Origin of the sequence: Actinoplanes sp. NPDC023714 (assembly GCF_040639855.1) — a bacterium.
Taxonomy (GTDB): domain Bacteria; phylum Actinomycetota; class Actinomycetes; order Mycobacteriales; family Micromonosporaceae; genus Actinoplanes.
The window spans coordinates 31,300-45,568 of sequence record NZ_JBFAAR010000006.1 but is presented as its reverse complement, the minus strand read 5'-3'; the positions used below and the strand labels follow the sequence as shown (position 1 = coordinate 45,568).

The following is a 14,269-nucleotide window of genomic DNA, read 5'->3' as shown; positions in this document are numbered from 1 at the left end:
CTGCCGATGGTCCGGACATGATGCGTCGGGCCGTGCGTGTACTGATCCTGGCCACCGCGTTCTTCCTGATCAGTACGGTGCTGGGGCTGCTCGCCCCGCAGCTCGGCTCGCCGCCGTGGCTGCTCTGGCCCTCGACGGTCGGCGCGGCCGGCACGTCGATGCTGGCCTGCGCGCTGGCCGCGGGCACCGGCCGGGGACCGGCCCGCGACTTCTGGCGGCGCCTCACCTACGCCTCCGGCTGGCTCACCGCCGGCACGGCCGCGCAGGCGATCGACACGCTGCTGGCCGGCCACCGGGTCACGATGAGCCCGTTCGCGAAGGCCGCCTTCCTGGCGGCGGTGAGCGTCGCCGTCCTCGCGCTGGTCCGGCTGCCGCGCCCGCTACGCACCTGGCGGGCCAACGCCGCGATGCTGCTCGACGTCGCGATCGTCGGGGTCGCCGCGAGCCTCGTCGTCTCGCACTTCCTCTGGACCACCTCGATGCCGGCCGCCGGCGCGCCGCCCGGGGCCACCATGCTGATCGTCGTGCTGGCCGTCGCCTGCGCCGCGGTCGTCGCCGTGATCAAGGCGAGCATCACCCGCAGCCCCGCGGTGCACCGCCCCGCGCTCTGGTCGCTCGCCCCGATCGGCCTGCTCGGCCCGGTGGCCTGGGCCGTCGCCCCGCTGATCACCGGCGTCCCGTTCCTCAGCCCGACCGCCGTGACGCTGCCGTCGGCCGCGCTGTTCTTCGCCACGGCGGCGCTGCTCCAGATCCGCGCCAACCTGAGCCCGGCGGCCGCCGCGCCACGGCCGCTGCCCGCCGACCGGCCCGGTCACCTGGGCATCTGGCGCAACATCAGCGTGGTCCCGTACGCGGCCGTCGCGGTCACCGCCGTCATGCTGATCGGCATCACGCTGCGGCACGGATACCTGTCGGCCGGGATGGCCGGCGGCTCGGTGGCGCTGACCCTGCTCGTCATGGTCCGCCAGTACGCCGCGCTCGCCGACAACAACCTGCTGCTCGACCGGCTGGACGGCCAGGCGAACCAGGACGACCTGACCGGCCTGCCGAACCGGCGCTTCTTCACCGCCACGCTGGGCCGGCGTACCGAGGCAACCACCGTCGCGGTCTGCGACCTGGACGGGTTCTCGGCGCTCAACGACCGGCTCGGCGACGAGGCCGGGGATGCCCTGCTGACGGCCGCCGGAGCGCGCCTCGCCTCGGTGGCCGGGCCGGACGCCGTGGTGGCGCGCCTGCTCGGCGACGAGTTCGGGATCCTGTCGCCGGGGCTGACGCTGTCACCGGAGTCGATCGTGCAGGCGTTCCGCAGCCCGCTGCGCGTCGACGGCCACGACCTGCTGGTCACCGTGACGGCCGGGGTGGCGTCCGGCGCCGGCGCCGAGGTGCCCGACCTGCTGCGCCGCGCCGAGCTCGCCCTGCAGGCCGCGAAGCTCGCCGGCGCCAACCGGTTCCGGGCGTACTCCGCCGAGCTGGACGCCACCGCCCAGCACCACGCCGAACTCGCCGCCGCCCTGCGCCGCGGCCTCGACCGGGGCGAGTTCCGGCTGCTCTACCAGCCGATCGTCGAGCTGCCGACGGGCGCCATCACCGGCGTCGAGGCGCTGGTCCGCTGGCAGCCCTCGGACGGCCCGGTCGTCTCCCCCGCCGAGTTCATCCCGGTCGCCGAGCACAGCGGCCTCATCATCGACCTCGGCGCCTGGATCATCGACCAGGCCTGCGCCGACGCGGCCGACTGGCAGCGCCGGCACGGTGCGGCCGGGCCGCGCGTCAACGTCAACGTCTCGGCCCGCCAGCTCCTCGACCCGGACCTGCCCGGCCTCGTCGCCGACGCGCTGAGCCGGCACGGGCTGGCGCCCGACCGGATCACCATCGAGATCACCGAGACCGCCGTCTTCGCCGGCGGGGTGGCCCTGGCCACCGTGCGGGAGCTGCGCGAGCTGGGCGTGGGTCTGGCTCTGGACGACTTCGGTACGGGGCACAGCTCGCTCACCCTGCTGCGCACCTGCCCCGTCACCACCCTCAAGGTGGACAAGTCGTTCATCGACGACCTGAACGGGACCGCCGAGCAGGAGGCCATCGCCACCTCGCTCAGCACCATCGCGGCGACGCTCGGGCTGCGGGCCGTGGCCGAGGGCGTGGAGACGCGGGATCAGGCGGACCGGCTGCACACGCTCGGATACCGGTATGCGCAGGGCTACTACTTCGCCCGGCCGGCGCCCGCCTCGGAGATCGACGCGGCGCTGGGGGTTCCGGCCCCGTCCATGGCCTCCTAGTCGGTCACCTCGTCCGGCTCGGTCACCCATGCGGAGAAGACCGGGACGCCGTGCCAGGGCCCGTCCGGCTGGGCGGTGACGGCGACGACCGCGTACGGATGGGCGAACCGCAGCTCGGCGTGCCGGATCGGGGCCTCGGGCGGGAACGACGTGAGGGTCGCGAAGCCGGAGACGGCGGCCGCCTCGAAGCCGTACCGGCTGTAGCGGGCGGTCGCCACCTGCTTCGCCTCGAACTGCGGGTCCGGCGAACCGGCCAGCCGGCCCAGTACCCCGGCCGCCGCCGGGAAGCCGAGCGCCGGGTCGGCGGCCAGGTCCAGCTCGCTCGTGGCCGACCAGGCCGGCAGCAGCGCCCGGACGTGCTCCCGCCGGTGATCGTGGCCGCGTTCCTCGCGGATCGTCCAGAGCGGCGTCTCACCGAGCGGCAGGTCGAAGAGCGAGATTCCTCCCGGGCGGCCGGTGACCAGTGCGGGCGCGATCCCGTACGCGGCCGCCAGCACCTCCCGGGCCGGCACGCCGGCGGCCGCGGCCACCGAGACCACCGTGAGGCCGTCCGCGTCGGCGGCGTGCACGATCACGTCGCCGGCCGGGCTGCCCGCGATGAACGCCTCGTGGGTGTGCAGCGGCGAGCGCAGCACGGTGCTGAGGCCGGCCCAGTCGCCGCCGAGCCGGGACGCCGGTTCCACCTCGAACGGGTCGGTCCACTTCACCTTGGTGGCGAGGGCGCTGGCGAGCAGCAGCAGCATCCGGGGCGACGGCTGGATCGGGAAACGGTCGATCAGACCGTACGAATGATCCCGCGCCCAATCGTCGAGCTCCTCCCTGCCCGGCAGCGGGCCGAATGTGGTGGCCTGCGGCAGGGCCGACCGCCAGCCGGTCAGCGCATCCGGGTCGACCTGCTCGGTATGCCACACGGCGGTGGCCGCGGCGACGAGCGGGTGCGGGTTCGCCAGCAGTTCATCGGCGATCTCGGCGGCCCGGGAGGGGTCGACGCCGAGCGCGTCCTCGAGGTCGTTCTCTTCCTTGGTGCCCGCGCCGGTCAGGGCCAGCAGGAGCCAGGCGCCGAGCGGGGAGGCGACGTGGTGGCGGGCGCCGGCGGTGGCGTGCAGGCGGTCCGCGTAGCGGGCGAGCGCGGTAATCCATTCAGCGGCCATGGCCCTATCCTCCACTCCGAAGCGGTCGGTGCCCTATCCTCCCGGCGCCACCAGGTCGGCCACCACTCCGAAGTGGTCGGTGGCCCAGACGCCGCCGACCGGCTCGTCGAACGCGAGCCGGCAGTCCACCACCTCCAGGGTCGGCCCGTGCGTGCCGCAGCGGACCATCACGTAGTCGATCCGCCGGCCGATCTCGAGCGGCATCTCGCCGTCCCGGACCAGCGGGTTCGCCGGGGTGAAGGTGTGGCCCGGCTGGTCCGGGTGGATCGCCTCCCAGGCGTCCCGGTAGGCGACGCTCATCTCCCTGAGCGACTGCCGCCCGGTCCAGAACCGCACACTCGCCGAATCCGGGGTGTCGTCGAAGTCGCCCACCAGGATGACGTGCGGGAACCGGCCGGCGAACCGCTCCTCCACGATCCGGGCGCAGCGCACCGCCTGTTCCTCGCGCTCGGCGGCGTAGCCGTACTGATAGGTGGGCTTGTGGTGGACGACGGCGAGCGGCCCGAACGGCGCCTCCACCTCGGCGATCACGGCGGCCGACCACGGCAGGTCCACGCGCCCCGAGACGTGCAGATCGATTTCGGACACGGCGCCGATCGGCCACCGGCTCGCCAGCGCCGCGCCGACGCCGTTGGGGGAACGCCGGGAGTGGTGCGCCAGGTGATATCCGGGCCCGAGCACACCGGTGGTCCGGTCGTACTCCTGCAGCGCGACGATGTCGGGCTTCCAGGCCGCCACGCCGTCGCGCAGCACCGGGAGCCGGCGCTGCCAGTCGGCGTGATCCGGCGACAGCAGATTGACTGTCATCACTCTGAACGGGATCGCGGGCATAGGATTCCGGTTGCCCCGGGAGGCGAAATCAAACGATCCGGGTAACGTTTCGTTCATGATCCCTTCCTGCCCCGACTGCGGCGCGCGAGGTGTGCCGCTCATGTTCGGCATGCCCGTGCCGGAGGCGATCGACGCGGCCGAGGACGGCGACCTGGCACTGGGCGGCTGCGTGATGCGCGAACCCACCCCGAACTGGCAGTGCCCGCAGGGCCACCAATGGCGCGACGACGACACCGACTCCTGGGACCGGCATCTGCTGACGGTCCTGACGGCCCACGGGTATCGCGCTCTCTGAGGCCGGCCGCGGCCGGTTTCATCGGGCGCTGTGGACCAGGTCGCCCGTCGCCGCCCGGACGGGAGCTTGCGGGGGCGAGGCGGGGACCGCGGCCCGGCTGCGGCGGTTCAGCAGGGCCATCCCCGCCAGCAGGACCAGCAGCACACCGGCGAACCACGTCATCACCGTGACGGCCGGGAATGCCTGGCTCGCGACGCCCAACCCGATCGCCGGCACGCCCAGGCCGACATAGGCGACCAGGAACAGCCCGGCGAGCGCTTCGCCACGGGAACCCGGGCCCGCCGACGCCGCGACCTCCGCCAGGGCTGCCTTGAAGAGGACGCCGGCCCCGACGCCCGCGAGCACGCCGCCGGCCAGGAAGGCGGCCAGGCTCGCCGTGTGCATGCCGGCCACCAGCGTCACGATCCCTGCCGCCTGCGCGGACAGTCCGAGGCGCGTCCTGAGCACCGGGCTGAGAGCGCCGGTCAGGGCCTGCGCCGCCGCGGCCGCGCCGAAGACGGCGAAGACGATCGCGCCGGCCAGGGCCCGGGACGGGTGGTGCAGGGTGCCGGCCACGAAGCCGGGGGCCAGCGAGGTGAAGACGCCGAACACCGCGAACGAGGCGAGGGCCGAGGCCCCGGCGGCCAGGTAGACGGTCCGGTCGCCGTGCGCGCCGATGCGCTGCGGGCGGTACCGGAACGGGCTCGGGGTGACGGTCTCCGGCGTGAGCGCGACGAGCAGGATGCTGAGGGCGAGGAGACCGGCGAAGACGACGTACGGCGTACGCAATGGCCCGGACACGTATTGAGCCAGAAGGCCCGCGATGAGCGTGCCCAATCCCAGGCCGCCGCTGTTGGCGGCGGTCGAGACCACCTCGAAGCGCCGGCCGGAAGCGCCCGGTCGGTGCGCGGCGTGCAGCTCCGCGAGGTGCGCCGTCGCCGTCGCGGTGATCATGCCGACGCCGAGGCCGGTGACGAACCGGGCGGCGATCAGCACCGGCAGCGACGTGCTGGTGAGGAAGAGCGCGGCGGCGAGCAGCTCCAGGGCGAGGGCCGGTATCAGGATCCGCTTGCGGCCGAGCCGGTCCGAGACGTGCCCGGCGAGCAGCAGGCTCACCACGACGCCGGCGGCGTAGACGGCGAACACGACGGTGACGACGAACGGCGAGAAGCCGTAGAGCGGGTAGAGCGGGGTCGGCACCGTGGAGAAGGCCATCGCGATGAGGAAGGCGAGGGCCACGGACCAGAATCCGGCGTGCGTTCTCATGCGCTGACTGTCGCTCCGCCGAACCATCAACACCAACGAAGAAAAGTGCTCGCATGCATCAAAATCGTTGATGTGGAACTACGTCAGCTGGAGTATTTCGTCGCGGTCGCCGAGGAGCAGAGCTTCACCCGGGCCGCGACCAGGCTCTTCGTCGTCCAGTCGGCGGTCTCCGCGGCGGTGAAGGCGCTCGAGCGGGACCTCGGCGTACCCTTGCTCGAACGCAACTCGAAGCGGGTGCTGCTCACCGACGCGGGCGAGGCGCTGCTGCCCCGGGCCCGATTCGCGCTCGACGCCGCCCGCGACGCCCGGGATGCGGTGGCCGAGGTTCGCGGCGGTTTGAGCGGCACGCTGCGGATCGGCACGCTCACCTCGATCCGGGTGATCGACCTGCCGGCCATTCTCGGCGAGTTCCACCGGCGTCATCCCGGCGTCCTGCTGCGCACCACCGCCTCGCCGTCCGGTTCGGCCGGTCTCCTCGAGGCCGTCACCGATCGCCGCCTGGACCTCGCCTTCGTGTCCCTTCCAGGTTCAAGGTCAATGGCGGGGGTACGACTCATCGCGCTCGCCGAATCGGTTTTGGACCTGGTAGTTCCCGAGGATCATCCGCTGGCTCGCGAATCCGCCGTCCCCATCGCTTCCCTCGCCGGCCTCGACTTCATCGACTCGCCGCTCGGGTACGGCAACCGCTCGGTCACCGACCGCGCCTTCACGGCCGCCGGCGTCCCCCGCCGCGTCACCATCGAGATCACCGACATCGGCACCGGCGCGGCCCACGTCCGGCACGGCCTCGGCATCGCACTGCTGCCCCGCTTCGTCCTCACCGGCGCTGAGGGCGTCGCGGTGATCCCGGTGACCGGCGCCGATCTGGTCTGGCCCCTGTCCCTCGCGATCGCGGATGATCGGAATCCGGGCGCCGCCGCGCGCGCCCTGATCGACCTGCTGCTGGAGAGGATCCGCGGATGACCCTCTATGTGATCGTGTGCGCCACCGGCCCGGCGCCCGGCGTCGGCGAACTGGTCGGCCAGGCCCAGGCCCGGGGCTGGGAGGTCCAGGTGGTCGCCACCCCGCTCGCCGTCGACTTCCTCGACACGGCGGCCCTCGAACAGCAGACCGGCCGCCCGGTGCGAAGCCGCTACCGCAAGCCCACCGAGCCGAAACCACCCCGCCCCGAAGCCATCATCGTGGCCCCGGCCAGCTTCAACACGATCAACAAGTACGCGGCCGGCATAGCCGACACCTATCCGCTGGGCCTGCTGGCCGAGGCACCCGGCCTGCACATCCCGGTGGTGATCCTCCCGTCGGTCGGACCAGCCCTCGCCGCACGTCTCCCGTTCCGGAGCAGCGTCGCCCAGTTGCGCGCCGAGGGGGTACGCCTACTCGACCCACCCACCGTCACCGACCCGTTCCCCTGGCACCTGGCGCTGGCCGCCCTCCCCGCCCCTCCCCGATCTTGTTGAACGGCACAGCCCCGTTCCCGCACAGCTCAACAAGATCGCAGAGAGGACCGGAAAACTCAGTCGCCGACGGCCTTGAAGAGGGCAGCCACCTCGGCCTGGGACAGGTGCCGGAAACCGCCCGGCCGCAGATCACCGAGCCGGATCGGGCCGACGGCGGTACGGATGAGCCGCGTGACCGGGTGCCCCACCGCGTCCATCATGCGGCGGACGATGTGCTTGCGGCCCTCGTGCAGGACGATCTCCACCTGCGCGGTCTTGCCGATCGCGTCGACGAGTTTGAAGGCGTCGACCTTGGCCGGGCCGTCCTCGAGCTCGACGCCGGACTGCAGGGCGCGGCCCACGTGCCGGGGTAGCGGCCCGACCACCTCGGCCAGGTAGGTCTTGGAGATCTCGTACGAAGGGTGCATCAGCTTGTGGGCGAGAGCACCATCGTTGGTGAGGAGCAGCAGGCCCTCGGAGTCGGCGTCGAGCCGGCCCACGTGGAAGAGCCGCTGTTCGAAGTTGGCGCCGAGGAAGTCGGCGAGCTCCGAACGGCCCTTCTCGTCGTCGAGGCTGGAGACGACGCCGCGGGGCTTGTTCAGCGCGACGTACACCAGCTTGGTGTTGGTGATCACCCGCTGCCCGTCGACGTGGATCTCCGCCGTGGCGGGGTCGACCTTGTCGCCGAGCTTGGCGACCCGGCCGTTGACGGTGACGCGCCGCCGGAAGATCAGATCTTCGCAGGCGCGCCGGGATCCAACACCGGCCGCCGCCAGGACTTTCTGGAGGCGTTCGGCGGTGTCAGCCTGAGGCATCGAGCACTTCTTCCACATCGTCGGGCAGGAATGGAGCGAGCGGCGGCAGCTGATCGACCGAGTTGAGGCCGAGCTTCTCGAGGAACAGCACGGTGGTCCGGTACAGGTATGCACCCGTCTCCGGCTCCGTGCCGACCTCCTCGATGAGGCCGCGGGTGACAAGCGTACGCATCACGCCGTCACAGTTCACACCGCGGATGGCCGAGATGCGCGAGCGCGTCACCGGCTGTTTGTAAGCCACCACCGAGAGTGTCTCCAGCGCGGCCTGGGTGAGCCGCACCGACTGCCCGTCCAGCACGAACCGCTCGACGTACGAGGCGTACTCCGGCCGCGTATAGAGACGCCAGCCACCCGCCACCCGCCGCAGGTCGATGCCGTGCCCGGCCGCCGTGTAGCGCGCCGACACATCCTCGAGGGTCCGCGCGATCCGCTCGACCGGAACCTCCATGACCTGCGCCAATTGCAGTTCGCCCACCGGCTCGTCGACCACCAGCATGATCGATTCCAGAGCCGCCGCCAGGTCGGCGTCGTCAAGAGCAGCTTGGGTACGGGCGGAGCCGTCACCAACATCGCCCCGGTCCCGCGCCCCCGTGGCCTGAGCGGGAACCGCAGCCACCGCCCTCTCCCCGATCTTGTGATCCGCGGCAGCCCCGCCCCCGCCCGAATCAACAAGATCGCCAGCAGGACCGGCCGGCGCGACCTCACCGCCCCCCACCTCCCCGATCTTGTGAACTGCGGCAGGCCCGTCCCCGTGCGGATCATCAAGATCGAGAGGGGGGCCGGCGAGGGTGGAGGCGGGGGCGTCTACTGGGACGTGGGGCTCGTCGTCGGGGGCGGGCTCGTCGAAGACGGGCTCGTCGGCCTCCTCGATCGGGTCGGGCAGCGGGAGTTCCGGGCCGACCTCCTCCTCGGTGGGCTCGGGATCCGGCTCGTCCTCGTCCTCGGGGATGTCCTGCGGCGCGTCCACGGCGTCCTGGTAGTCCCGGTCGGGCTCGCGCCGGCGCTCCCACGGCGGAACCCAGGCAGCCGCCTGCGCCGCCAGGGAGTCTTCCCGCTCCTCGCTGCTCACGATCTCTCCTCTGCCGCGTCGACCTCGCCAAGATCACCATTAACCGGGCTCTCGTCAAGATCGCGCTCGCCGAAATCGTCCGGAACGGTGTTCATTCCGGCATCATCGGCCCCCTCGGGGTCGGCCTGGGCGGAGTTCGCCTCTTCCGAGCCCTCCGGGGCCGGTTTCGTGCCCTCGTAGTCGTCGATGTCGAGTTCGACGGCTGCCGCGTCGTCGCCGCCGATCCAGCGCACGGTGAGCTCGTCCAGCGAGACCGGCTGCTCGAAGTCGATGAGGCCCTCGCGGTAGAGCTCGAGCAGCGCGAGGAACCGGGCCACCACCTCGAGGGTGTTCTCGCAGTCCGCCACGAGCAGGCCGAACGTCGCCACGCCGGCCCGGCGCAACCGGTCCCGCAGCAGTGTCGCGTGTTCCCGGACGCTCACCCGGACCTGGTGGATGTGGGCGATCGAGACCTGGGGCGGCCCCGGCTTCGGCAGGAACTGCTTCAGCGCCAGCTTGAGCAGTCGCTCCGGTCCGACGCCGAGGACCAGTTCGGGCAGCGCTTCGGCGTACCGTGGCTCCAGCGAAACCAGACGCGGCCAGCGACGCGCCCCGGCAAGCTCGAGTTCCGCGATGTGCGCGGCCGCCTCCTTGTAGGCCTTGTACTGCAGGAGGCGCGCGAAAAGGAGGTCCCGGGCCTCCAGCAGCGCCAGGTCCTCCTCGTCCTCGACCTCGGCGGCGGGCAGCAGCCGGGCCGCCTTGAGGTCGAGCAGGGTCGCGGCGACCAGGAGGAACTCGCTCGTCTCGCCCAGATCCCAGTCGTCGCCCATGGCCCGGATGTAGGCGATGAAGTCGTCGGTGACCTGGTGCAGCGCGATCTCGGTGACGTCCAGCTTGTGCTTGCCGATCAGCTGCAGCAGCAGGTCGAACGGGCCGGTGAAGTTGTCCAGCCGCACGGTGAACCCACCGGAGTCGATCTCTGCCGGCGCGGCTTCTGCGTCGTGGGCCTCCACGACGGGGGCGGACTCTTCAGGCACGTGCCGACCGTAGTCCATGGCTTCGACGAGCTGTTCCAGGCTCACGCTGTCCGTTTCCTCTAGATCTCCTGCTTCTCCAACGTCGCAGAACGTGACCGGTTGCTGCTCTCCGGTTACGCTGCCGCGATGAGGTCCCTGATCTCTCCGCGCCTCCTGCTCCGCGAGTGGGAGGAGAAGGACGCCGCGTTCGTCCTCGACATGTACTCGCGCCGGGAAGTCATGCGCTATCTCGGCGCCGACCCGCAGGTGCTCACCGATCTCGCCGGTGCACAGGCCCGGCTCACGGCCTGGCGCGACCGGCAGGACGACGTGCACACCGTCTGGGCCGTCCAGGATCGGCAGACCGGGCGGCTGCTCGGCACCGCGTTCCTCGTCCGGCTGCTGTCCTCGGGCACGCCGCTGACCCGGGCCGACGAGACCGAGGTGGGATGGCATCTGCATCCGGACGCCTGGGGGCAGGGCTACGCGACCGAGGCGGGCGCGGCGGTCCTCTCGTACGCGGCCCGGTCCGGCATCAAACCGGTGCTCGCCGTCGTCAACCCCGCGAACGAGGCGTCGCAGGCGGTCTGCCGGCGGCTCGGCATGCGGCGGGTGGGTAGCACCGACCGGTACTACAACATGACCTGCGAGCTGTACTCGACCTGAATGGGCCGCCCTCCCGGACGGCCCATCCGGATCACTTCTTCTTGGCGGCCTTGACCTTCACCGGCTTCTCGACCTTGACGGCCTTGACCTTGACCGGCTTCTCGGCCTTGACCTTCACCGGCTTCACTGCCTTCGGCTTGTCGGCCTTCTTGGTCTTGGGGGCCTTGACCTCCGCCTTGACCTCGTTCTTGGCCTTCACCGCCTTGGCCTTGACCTCGTCCTTGGCCTTCACAGCCTTGCTCTTGACGTCTTTCGCCGTCTTCGCCACAGCGGCCTCCTCTCCTCGTCGACACCGCGGGACCGGGCGGCTCGCGTCCGATGACCTTAAATGCCTCAGGGTACGAAGGGAACCGCCGTGTTCACCTGCTGGACTCCGTAGGGTTACCTGGTGATCCGTAGAAGGGTGCTGGTGAGCGGCCGTGTCCAGGGTGTCTTCTATCGCGACACGTGCCGCAGGGAGGCCGCCGCGCTCGGCGTGGCCGGCTGGGTGCGCAACCTGCCGGACGGCCGGGTGGAAGCGGTCTTCGAGGGTACGGAGGAGACGGTCGCCCGGATGCTGGCGTGGACCCGTACCGGGCCGCCGCAGGCGACCGTCACGGCCGTCGAGGAGTTCGACGAGCCCGCCGAGGGCCTGACCGGGTTCGGCGTCTCCCGAGCGGGGTAGAAGTCGAGCCATGTCGATTTTGGATGACCCGGGGCTGTTCGGGCGGCAGTGGGCGGCGGTGTACGACAGGCCGGGCAACCCGGATCCGGCCGGGGCGGTGGACTTCCTCGCCGGGCTGGCCGGGAACGGTCCCGTTCTGGAACTGGCCATCGGCAGTGGACGGGTGGCGCTGCCGCTGTCCGAGCGCGGCATCGCCGTCGAGGGCATCGAGGCGTCGCCGGAGATGGCGGACCTGCTGCTCGCCAAGCCGGGCGGCGACCGCATCCCGGTCATCATCGGGGACATGGCCGACGTCGAGGCCGGGGGCACCTATCCGCTGGTCTACCTGGTCTTCAACACGCTCTTCAACCTGACCACGCCGGGCCGGCAGGAGGACTGCTTCGAGAACGTCTCCCGGGTCCTCGCGCCGGGCGGCCGCTTCGTGATCGAGGCGTTCGTGCCGGACGAGGAGAACTTCGACCGGGACGAGCGCGAGGTCCGGGTCTGGGACGTGACCGAGGAGTCGGTGTCGGTGCGGCTGCACAAGTACGACCGGGCCGCCCAGACGTTCCTCCGCCAGACCCTGATCTTCACGAACGGCGGGGTGGAGCTGCAGCCGTTCGGAATGCGGTATCAGTGGCCCGAGCAGATCGACGCCATGGCTGCGGCGGCCGGGCTGACGCTGGAGGCCCGCTACGCGGATTGGGACCGCTCGCCGTTCACGCCGGACTCCCCCAGCCACATCTCCGTCTACCGCAAGCCCTGACCGCCCAGCGGAACCGGCTGCAGCCTGTCGCTCCCGCGCCCGACGTGTCGCGACCACAGACTGCAGCCACGCGAGACCGGCTGTACGGCACGGCTCGGGTGACGCCCGAAATGTCGCCCTCCCGTACAGCCAACCGAGACCGGCTGTACGGCACGGCTCGGGTGACGCCCGAAATGTCGCCCTCCGGTACAGCCGGGTTGAGGGGTGGCTGGGGACGGGACGTGCGGTGGGAGTGCGCGGGGAGGGTGGGGGCAGCTCAGGGGCCGGCGGCGGGTCGCGCCGGGGGGAGGTGGCCGCAGGTGTGACGCGGCGCGGGGACTCCGGTAGTGCGGTGGGGAGTGCCGTCGATCTTCGTACGAAATCAGGCCCAGACCCGGAGGAAGAGGACTCCCAGGAAATCGAGGACCATGTGGAGGAGGGGGTAGCCGGTCGGGAAGAAGGCGAAGATCAGCAGGAGCAGGACGCCGATGTTCTTGTCCTCGAACCAGAGGCGCATCCAGTTCATGGACGCGCCGGGGCGGCGCAGCGCGTTCCAGAGGATGCCGAAGCCGTCGAGGGGCGGGATCGGGATGAGCGCGAGCAGGCCGAAGGCGAGCAGGCCGACGCCGAGAGAGAGCAGGATCTGCTGGGCGGCCGGCAGGGCGACGCCGCGGAGGATGTCGCCGAGGCCCGCGTTCGCGAGGACGAAGGACGCGGTGTCCGGGAAGACCAGCGCGTAGACGGCGATCAGCAGTTCGCCGGCGAGGATGCAGGAGACCGGGCCGGCGATGAAGACGGCCGCGGCCCGGCCACGTCCGCGGTAGCGCGGGACCTCGTCGACGGTGAGCTGCTTGCCCCAGCCCATGCCGCCGACCGCCGCCGAGACCGCGCCGAACGGGTCGATGTCCTCGCGCGGGCTCAGGCGCAGCGAGATGCGGCGCTCGGCCAGGCCCACCGTGCGCGCGGTGAAGCGGATCGCGATGGCCCGCAACGCCAGGCCGAGCAGGAAGGCGACCACCAGGGCGACGAACGCCAGCGGCTCGCCGAGGGCGAAGAGCACGGGTGTGGAACCTAGCCTCGTTCTGCCTTTGCGGCGATGACCTCGCGAGCGAGCTGACGGTAGTTGCGGGCGCCGGAGGACGCCGGGTCGAGCGAGGTGATCGGCGCGCCCGCGACAGTGGACTCGGGGAACTTGACGGTCTTCGTGATGACCGTCTGGTACACCTTGTCGCCGAACGCCTCCACGACGCGCTGCAGCACCTGGCGGCAGTGGGTCGTGCGGGAGTCGTACATGGTGGCGAGGATGCCCTCGAGCTCGAGGTCGAAGTTGAGCCGCTCGCGGACCTTGTCGATGGTGTCGAGCAGCAGGGCCACCCCGCGCAGCGAGAAGAACTCGCACTCCAGCGGGATGAGCACACCGTGCGCGATGGTCAGCGCGTTGATCGCCAGCAGGCCCAGCGAGGGCTGGCAGTCGATCAGGATGAAGTCGTATTCCTTGCGGACCGACCGCAGGGCCCGCGCCAGCGCCATCTCCCGGGCGACCTCGTTGACCAGCTGGATCTCGGCGGCCGACAGGTCGATGTTGGCGGGCAGCAGGTGCAGACCGGCCACATCGGTCTTGATGATGACGTCCTCGGTGGTCACGTCGTCCTGCATGAGCAGGTTGTAGACGCTGAGGTCGAGGTTGTGCGGGTTCACCCCGAGACCGACCGAGCAGGCGCCCTGCGGGTCGAAGTCGACGAGGAGGACCTTGCGGCCGTACTCCGCCAGGGCCGCACCCAGGTTGATGGTGGTGGTCGTCTTGCCGACGCCACCCTTCTGGTTCGCGAGGGCGATGATCCGCGCGGGACCGTGCCGATCGGTCGGCATCGGTTCCGGGATCGGGCGGCGCATCGTGTAGGCCGTCGGGTCGGCCGGGCCCAGGTCAGCACCGAGATCCAGGGAGTTCTGCTGCTCGCGGAGCGTGGAAGTCCAGGCTTCCGCGCGCTCGCCGTTTCCTGACATTGCCCTCGCCCCCCTCCGACTCAATGCCCGAGCCGATGCTCGACTGTACGCCACGCACACCGCTCGTCCGGGGTCAGCCGTTCGGCGTGTCGCACCTATGG

The 14,269-nt window shown here is 71.3% G+C and carries 16 protein-coding genes; 7 read left to right on the top strand and 9 right to left on the bottom strand.

Annotation, left to right across the window (positions count from 1 at the left end; translation table 11 throughout):
* The first annotated feature begins 32 nt into the window (after nucleotides 1–32).
* Nucleotides 33–2,273, top strand: a complete 2,241-nt coding sequence (locus tag AB0G10_RS25795) for a bifunctional diguanylate cyclase/phosphodiesterase (RefSeq protein ID WP_360926633.1) — start codon at nucleotides 33–35, stop codon at nucleotides 2,271–2,273.
* Here AB0G10_RS25795 and AB0G10_RS25790 read toward each other — a convergent pair.
* Nucleotides 2,270–3,424 (bottom strand): hypothetical protein, encoded by a 1,155-nt coding sequence (locus AB0G10_RS25790; RefSeq protein WP_360926630.1) that lies wholly within the window; start codon nucleotides 3,422–3,424, stop codon nucleotides 2,270–2,272. The genes AB0G10_RS25795 and AB0G10_RS25790 overlap by 4 nt on opposite strands.
* A gap of 33 nt (nucleotides 3,425–3,457) precedes the next feature.
* Nucleotides 3,458–4,231, bottom strand: a complete 774-nt coding sequence (locus tag AB0G10_RS25785) for an endonuclease/exonuclease/phosphatase family protein (RefSeq protein WP_360926627.1) — start codon at nucleotides 4,229–4,231, stop codon at nucleotides 3,458–3,460.
* Nucleotides 4,232–4,310: 79 nt separating this feature from the next.
* Here AB0G10_RS25785 and AB0G10_RS25780 point away from each other — a divergent pair, with 79 nt between their 5' ends.
* Nucleotides 4,311–4,550: a hypothetical protein gene (locus AB0G10_RS25780; protein WP_360926620.1), complete on the top strand. Its 240-nt coding sequence runs from the start codon at nucleotides 4,311–4,313 to the stop codon at nucleotides 4,548–4,550.
* Nucleotides 4,551–4,568: 18 nt separating this feature from the next.
* Here AB0G10_RS25780 and AB0G10_RS25775 read toward each other — a convergent pair whose 3' ends face one another.
* Nucleotides 4,569–5,795 (bottom strand): MFS transporter, encoded by a 1,227-nt coding sequence (locus AB0G10_RS25775; protein ID WP_360926603.1) that lies wholly within the window; start codon nucleotides 5,793–5,795, stop codon nucleotides 4,569–4,571.
* A 72-nt stretch (nucleotides 5,796–5,867) separates the two neighbouring features.
* On the opposite strand from AB0G10_RS25775, the gene AB0G10_RS25770 reads away from it, so the two are divergent.
* Nucleotides 5,868–6,758 carry a LysR family transcriptional regulator gene (locus tag AB0G10_RS25770; protein WP_360926600.1) on the top strand — a complete coding sequence of 297 codons (891 nt, stop codon included), beginning with the start codon at nucleotides 5,868–5,870 and terminating at the stop codon, nucleotides 6,756–6,758.
* A complete protein-coding gene (locus AB0G10_RS25765; protein ID WP_360926597.1) occupies nucleotides 6,755–7,252 on the top strand; it encodes a flavoprotein in 498 nt (165 codons plus the stop codon). The genes AB0G10_RS25770 and AB0G10_RS25765 overlap by 4 nt, the downstream gene beginning before the upstream one ends.
* Before the next feature lie 56 nt (nucleotides 7,253–7,308).
* Here the strand turns inward: AB0G10_RS25765 and AB0G10_RS25760 are convergent, their stop codons facing one another.
* The 3 genes from AB0G10_RS25760 to AB0G10_RS25750 are packed head-to-tail and all read right to left on the bottom strand — an operon-like array spanning nucleotide 7,309 to nucleotide 10,149.
* Nucleotides 7,309–8,064: a pseudouridine synthase gene (locus AB0G10_RS25760; protein WP_360926594.1), complete on the bottom strand. Its 756-nt coding sequence runs from the start codon at nucleotides 8,062–8,064 to the stop codon at nucleotides 7,309–7,311.
* Nucleotides 8,033–9,118 (bottom strand): SMC-Scp complex subunit ScpB, encoded by a 1,086-nt coding sequence (gene scpB, locus AB0G10_RS25755; protein WP_360927924.1) that lies wholly within the window; start codon nucleotides 9,116–9,118, stop codon nucleotides 8,033–8,035. Before scpB ends, AB0G10_RS25760 begins: the two co-directional genes overlap by 32 nt.
* Nucleotides 9,112–10,149, bottom strand: a complete 1,038-nt coding sequence (locus tag AB0G10_RS25750; RefSeq protein ID WP_360927921.1) for a segregation/condensation protein A — start codon at nucleotides 10,147–10,149, stop codon at nucleotides 9,112–9,114. Before AB0G10_RS25750 ends, scpB begins: the two co-directional genes overlap by 7 nt.
* 108 nt (nucleotides 10,150–10,257) lie before the next feature.
* Here AB0G10_RS25750 and AB0G10_RS25745 point away from each other — a divergent pair, with 108 nt between their 5' ends.
* The gene (locus AB0G10_RS25745) at nucleotides 10,258–10,776 is read left to right on the top strand and encodes a GNAT family N-acetyltransferase (protein WP_360926591.1); all 519 of its coding nucleotides are present in this window, start codon (nucleotides 10,258–10,260) and stop codon (nucleotides 10,774–10,776) included.
* A 31-nt stretch (nucleotides 10,777–10,807) separates the two neighbouring features.
* Here AB0G10_RS25745 and AB0G10_RS25740 read toward each other — a convergent pair whose 3' ends face one another.
* A complete protein-coding gene (locus AB0G10_RS25740) occupies nucleotides 10,808–11,044 on the bottom strand; it encodes a hypothetical protein (protein ID WP_360926589.1) in 237 nt (78 codons plus the stop codon).
* A gap of 120 nt (nucleotides 11,045–11,164) precedes the next feature.
* On the opposite strand from AB0G10_RS25740, the gene AB0G10_RS25735 reads away from it, so the two are divergent.
* Together AB0G10_RS25735 and AB0G10_RS25730 are read left to right on the top strand one after the other, a co-directional pair.
* Complete coding sequence (locus AB0G10_RS25735) at nucleotides 11,165–11,440, top strand: acylphosphatase (RefSeq protein ID WP_360926586.1); 276 nt, start codon at nucleotides 11,165–11,167, stop codon at nucleotides 11,438–11,440.
* Between the two features lie 10 nt (nucleotides 11,441–11,450).
* Nucleotides 11,451–12,185 (top strand): class I SAM-dependent methyltransferase, encoded by a 735-nt coding sequence (locus AB0G10_RS25730; protein ID WP_360926583.1) that lies wholly within the window; start codon nucleotides 11,451–11,453, stop codon nucleotides 12,183–12,185.
* Between the two features lie 361 nt (nucleotides 12,186–12,546).
* On the opposite strand, the gene AB0G10_RS25725 is transcribed toward AB0G10_RS25730, so the two are convergent.
* Both AB0G10_RS25725 and AB0G10_RS25720 read right to left on the bottom strand, forming a co-directional pair.
* Nucleotides 12,547–13,224, bottom strand: a complete 678-nt coding sequence (locus tag AB0G10_RS25725; protein WP_360926580.1) for a hypothetical protein — start codon at nucleotides 13,222–13,224, stop codon at nucleotides 12,547–12,549.
* 11 nt (nucleotides 13,225–13,235) lie between these two features.
* Nucleotides 13,236–14,168: an AAA family ATPase gene (locus tag AB0G10_RS25720; protein ID WP_229076018.1), complete on the bottom strand. Its 933-nt coding sequence runs from the start codon at nucleotides 14,166–14,168 to the stop codon at nucleotides 13,236–13,238.
* Nucleotides 14,169–14,269: the final 101 nt, after the last annotated feature.

Coding starts and splice junctions, on each gene's coding strand:
- AB0G10_RS25790 (WP_360926630.1), bottom strand. CDS start 3,424: ATGGCCGCTGAATGGATTACCGCGCTCGCCCGCTACGCGGACCGCCTG.
- AB0G10_RS25785 (WP_360926627.1), bottom strand. CDS start 4,231: ATGACAGTCAATCTGCTGTCGCCGGATCACGCCGACTGGCAGCGCCGG.
- AB0G10_RS25780 (WP_360926620.1), top strand. CDS start 4,311: ATGATCCCTTCCTGCCCCGACTGCGGCGCGCGAGGTGTGCCGCTCATG.
- AB0G10_RS25775 (WP_360926603.1), bottom strand. CDS start 5,795: ATGAGAACGCACGCCGGATTCTGGTCCGTGGCCCTCGCCTTCCTCATC.
- AB0G10_RS25765 (WP_360926597.1), top strand. CDS start 6,755: ATGACCCTCTATGTGATCGTGTGCGCCACCGGCCCGGCGCCCGGCGTC.
- AB0G10_RS25760 (WP_360926594.1), bottom strand. CDS start 8,064: ATGTGGAAGAAGTGCTCGATGCCTCAGGCTGACACCGCCGAACGCCTC.
- AB0G10_RS25750 (WP_360927921.1), bottom strand. CDS start 10,149: ATGGACTACGGTCGGCACGTGCCTGAAGAGTCCGCCCCCGTCGTGGAG.
- AB0G10_RS25745 (WP_360926591.1), top strand. CDS start 10,258: ATGAGGTCCCTGATCTCTCCGCGCCTCCTGCTCCGCGAGTGGGAGGAG.
- AB0G10_RS25730 (WP_360926583.1), top strand. CDS start 11,451: ATGTCGATTTTGGATGACCCGGGGCTGTTCGGGCGGCAGTGGGCGGCG.
- AB0G10_RS25720 (WP_229076018.1), bottom strand. CDS start 14,168: ATGTCAGGAAACGGCGAGCGCGCGGAAGCCTGGACTTCCACGCTCCGC.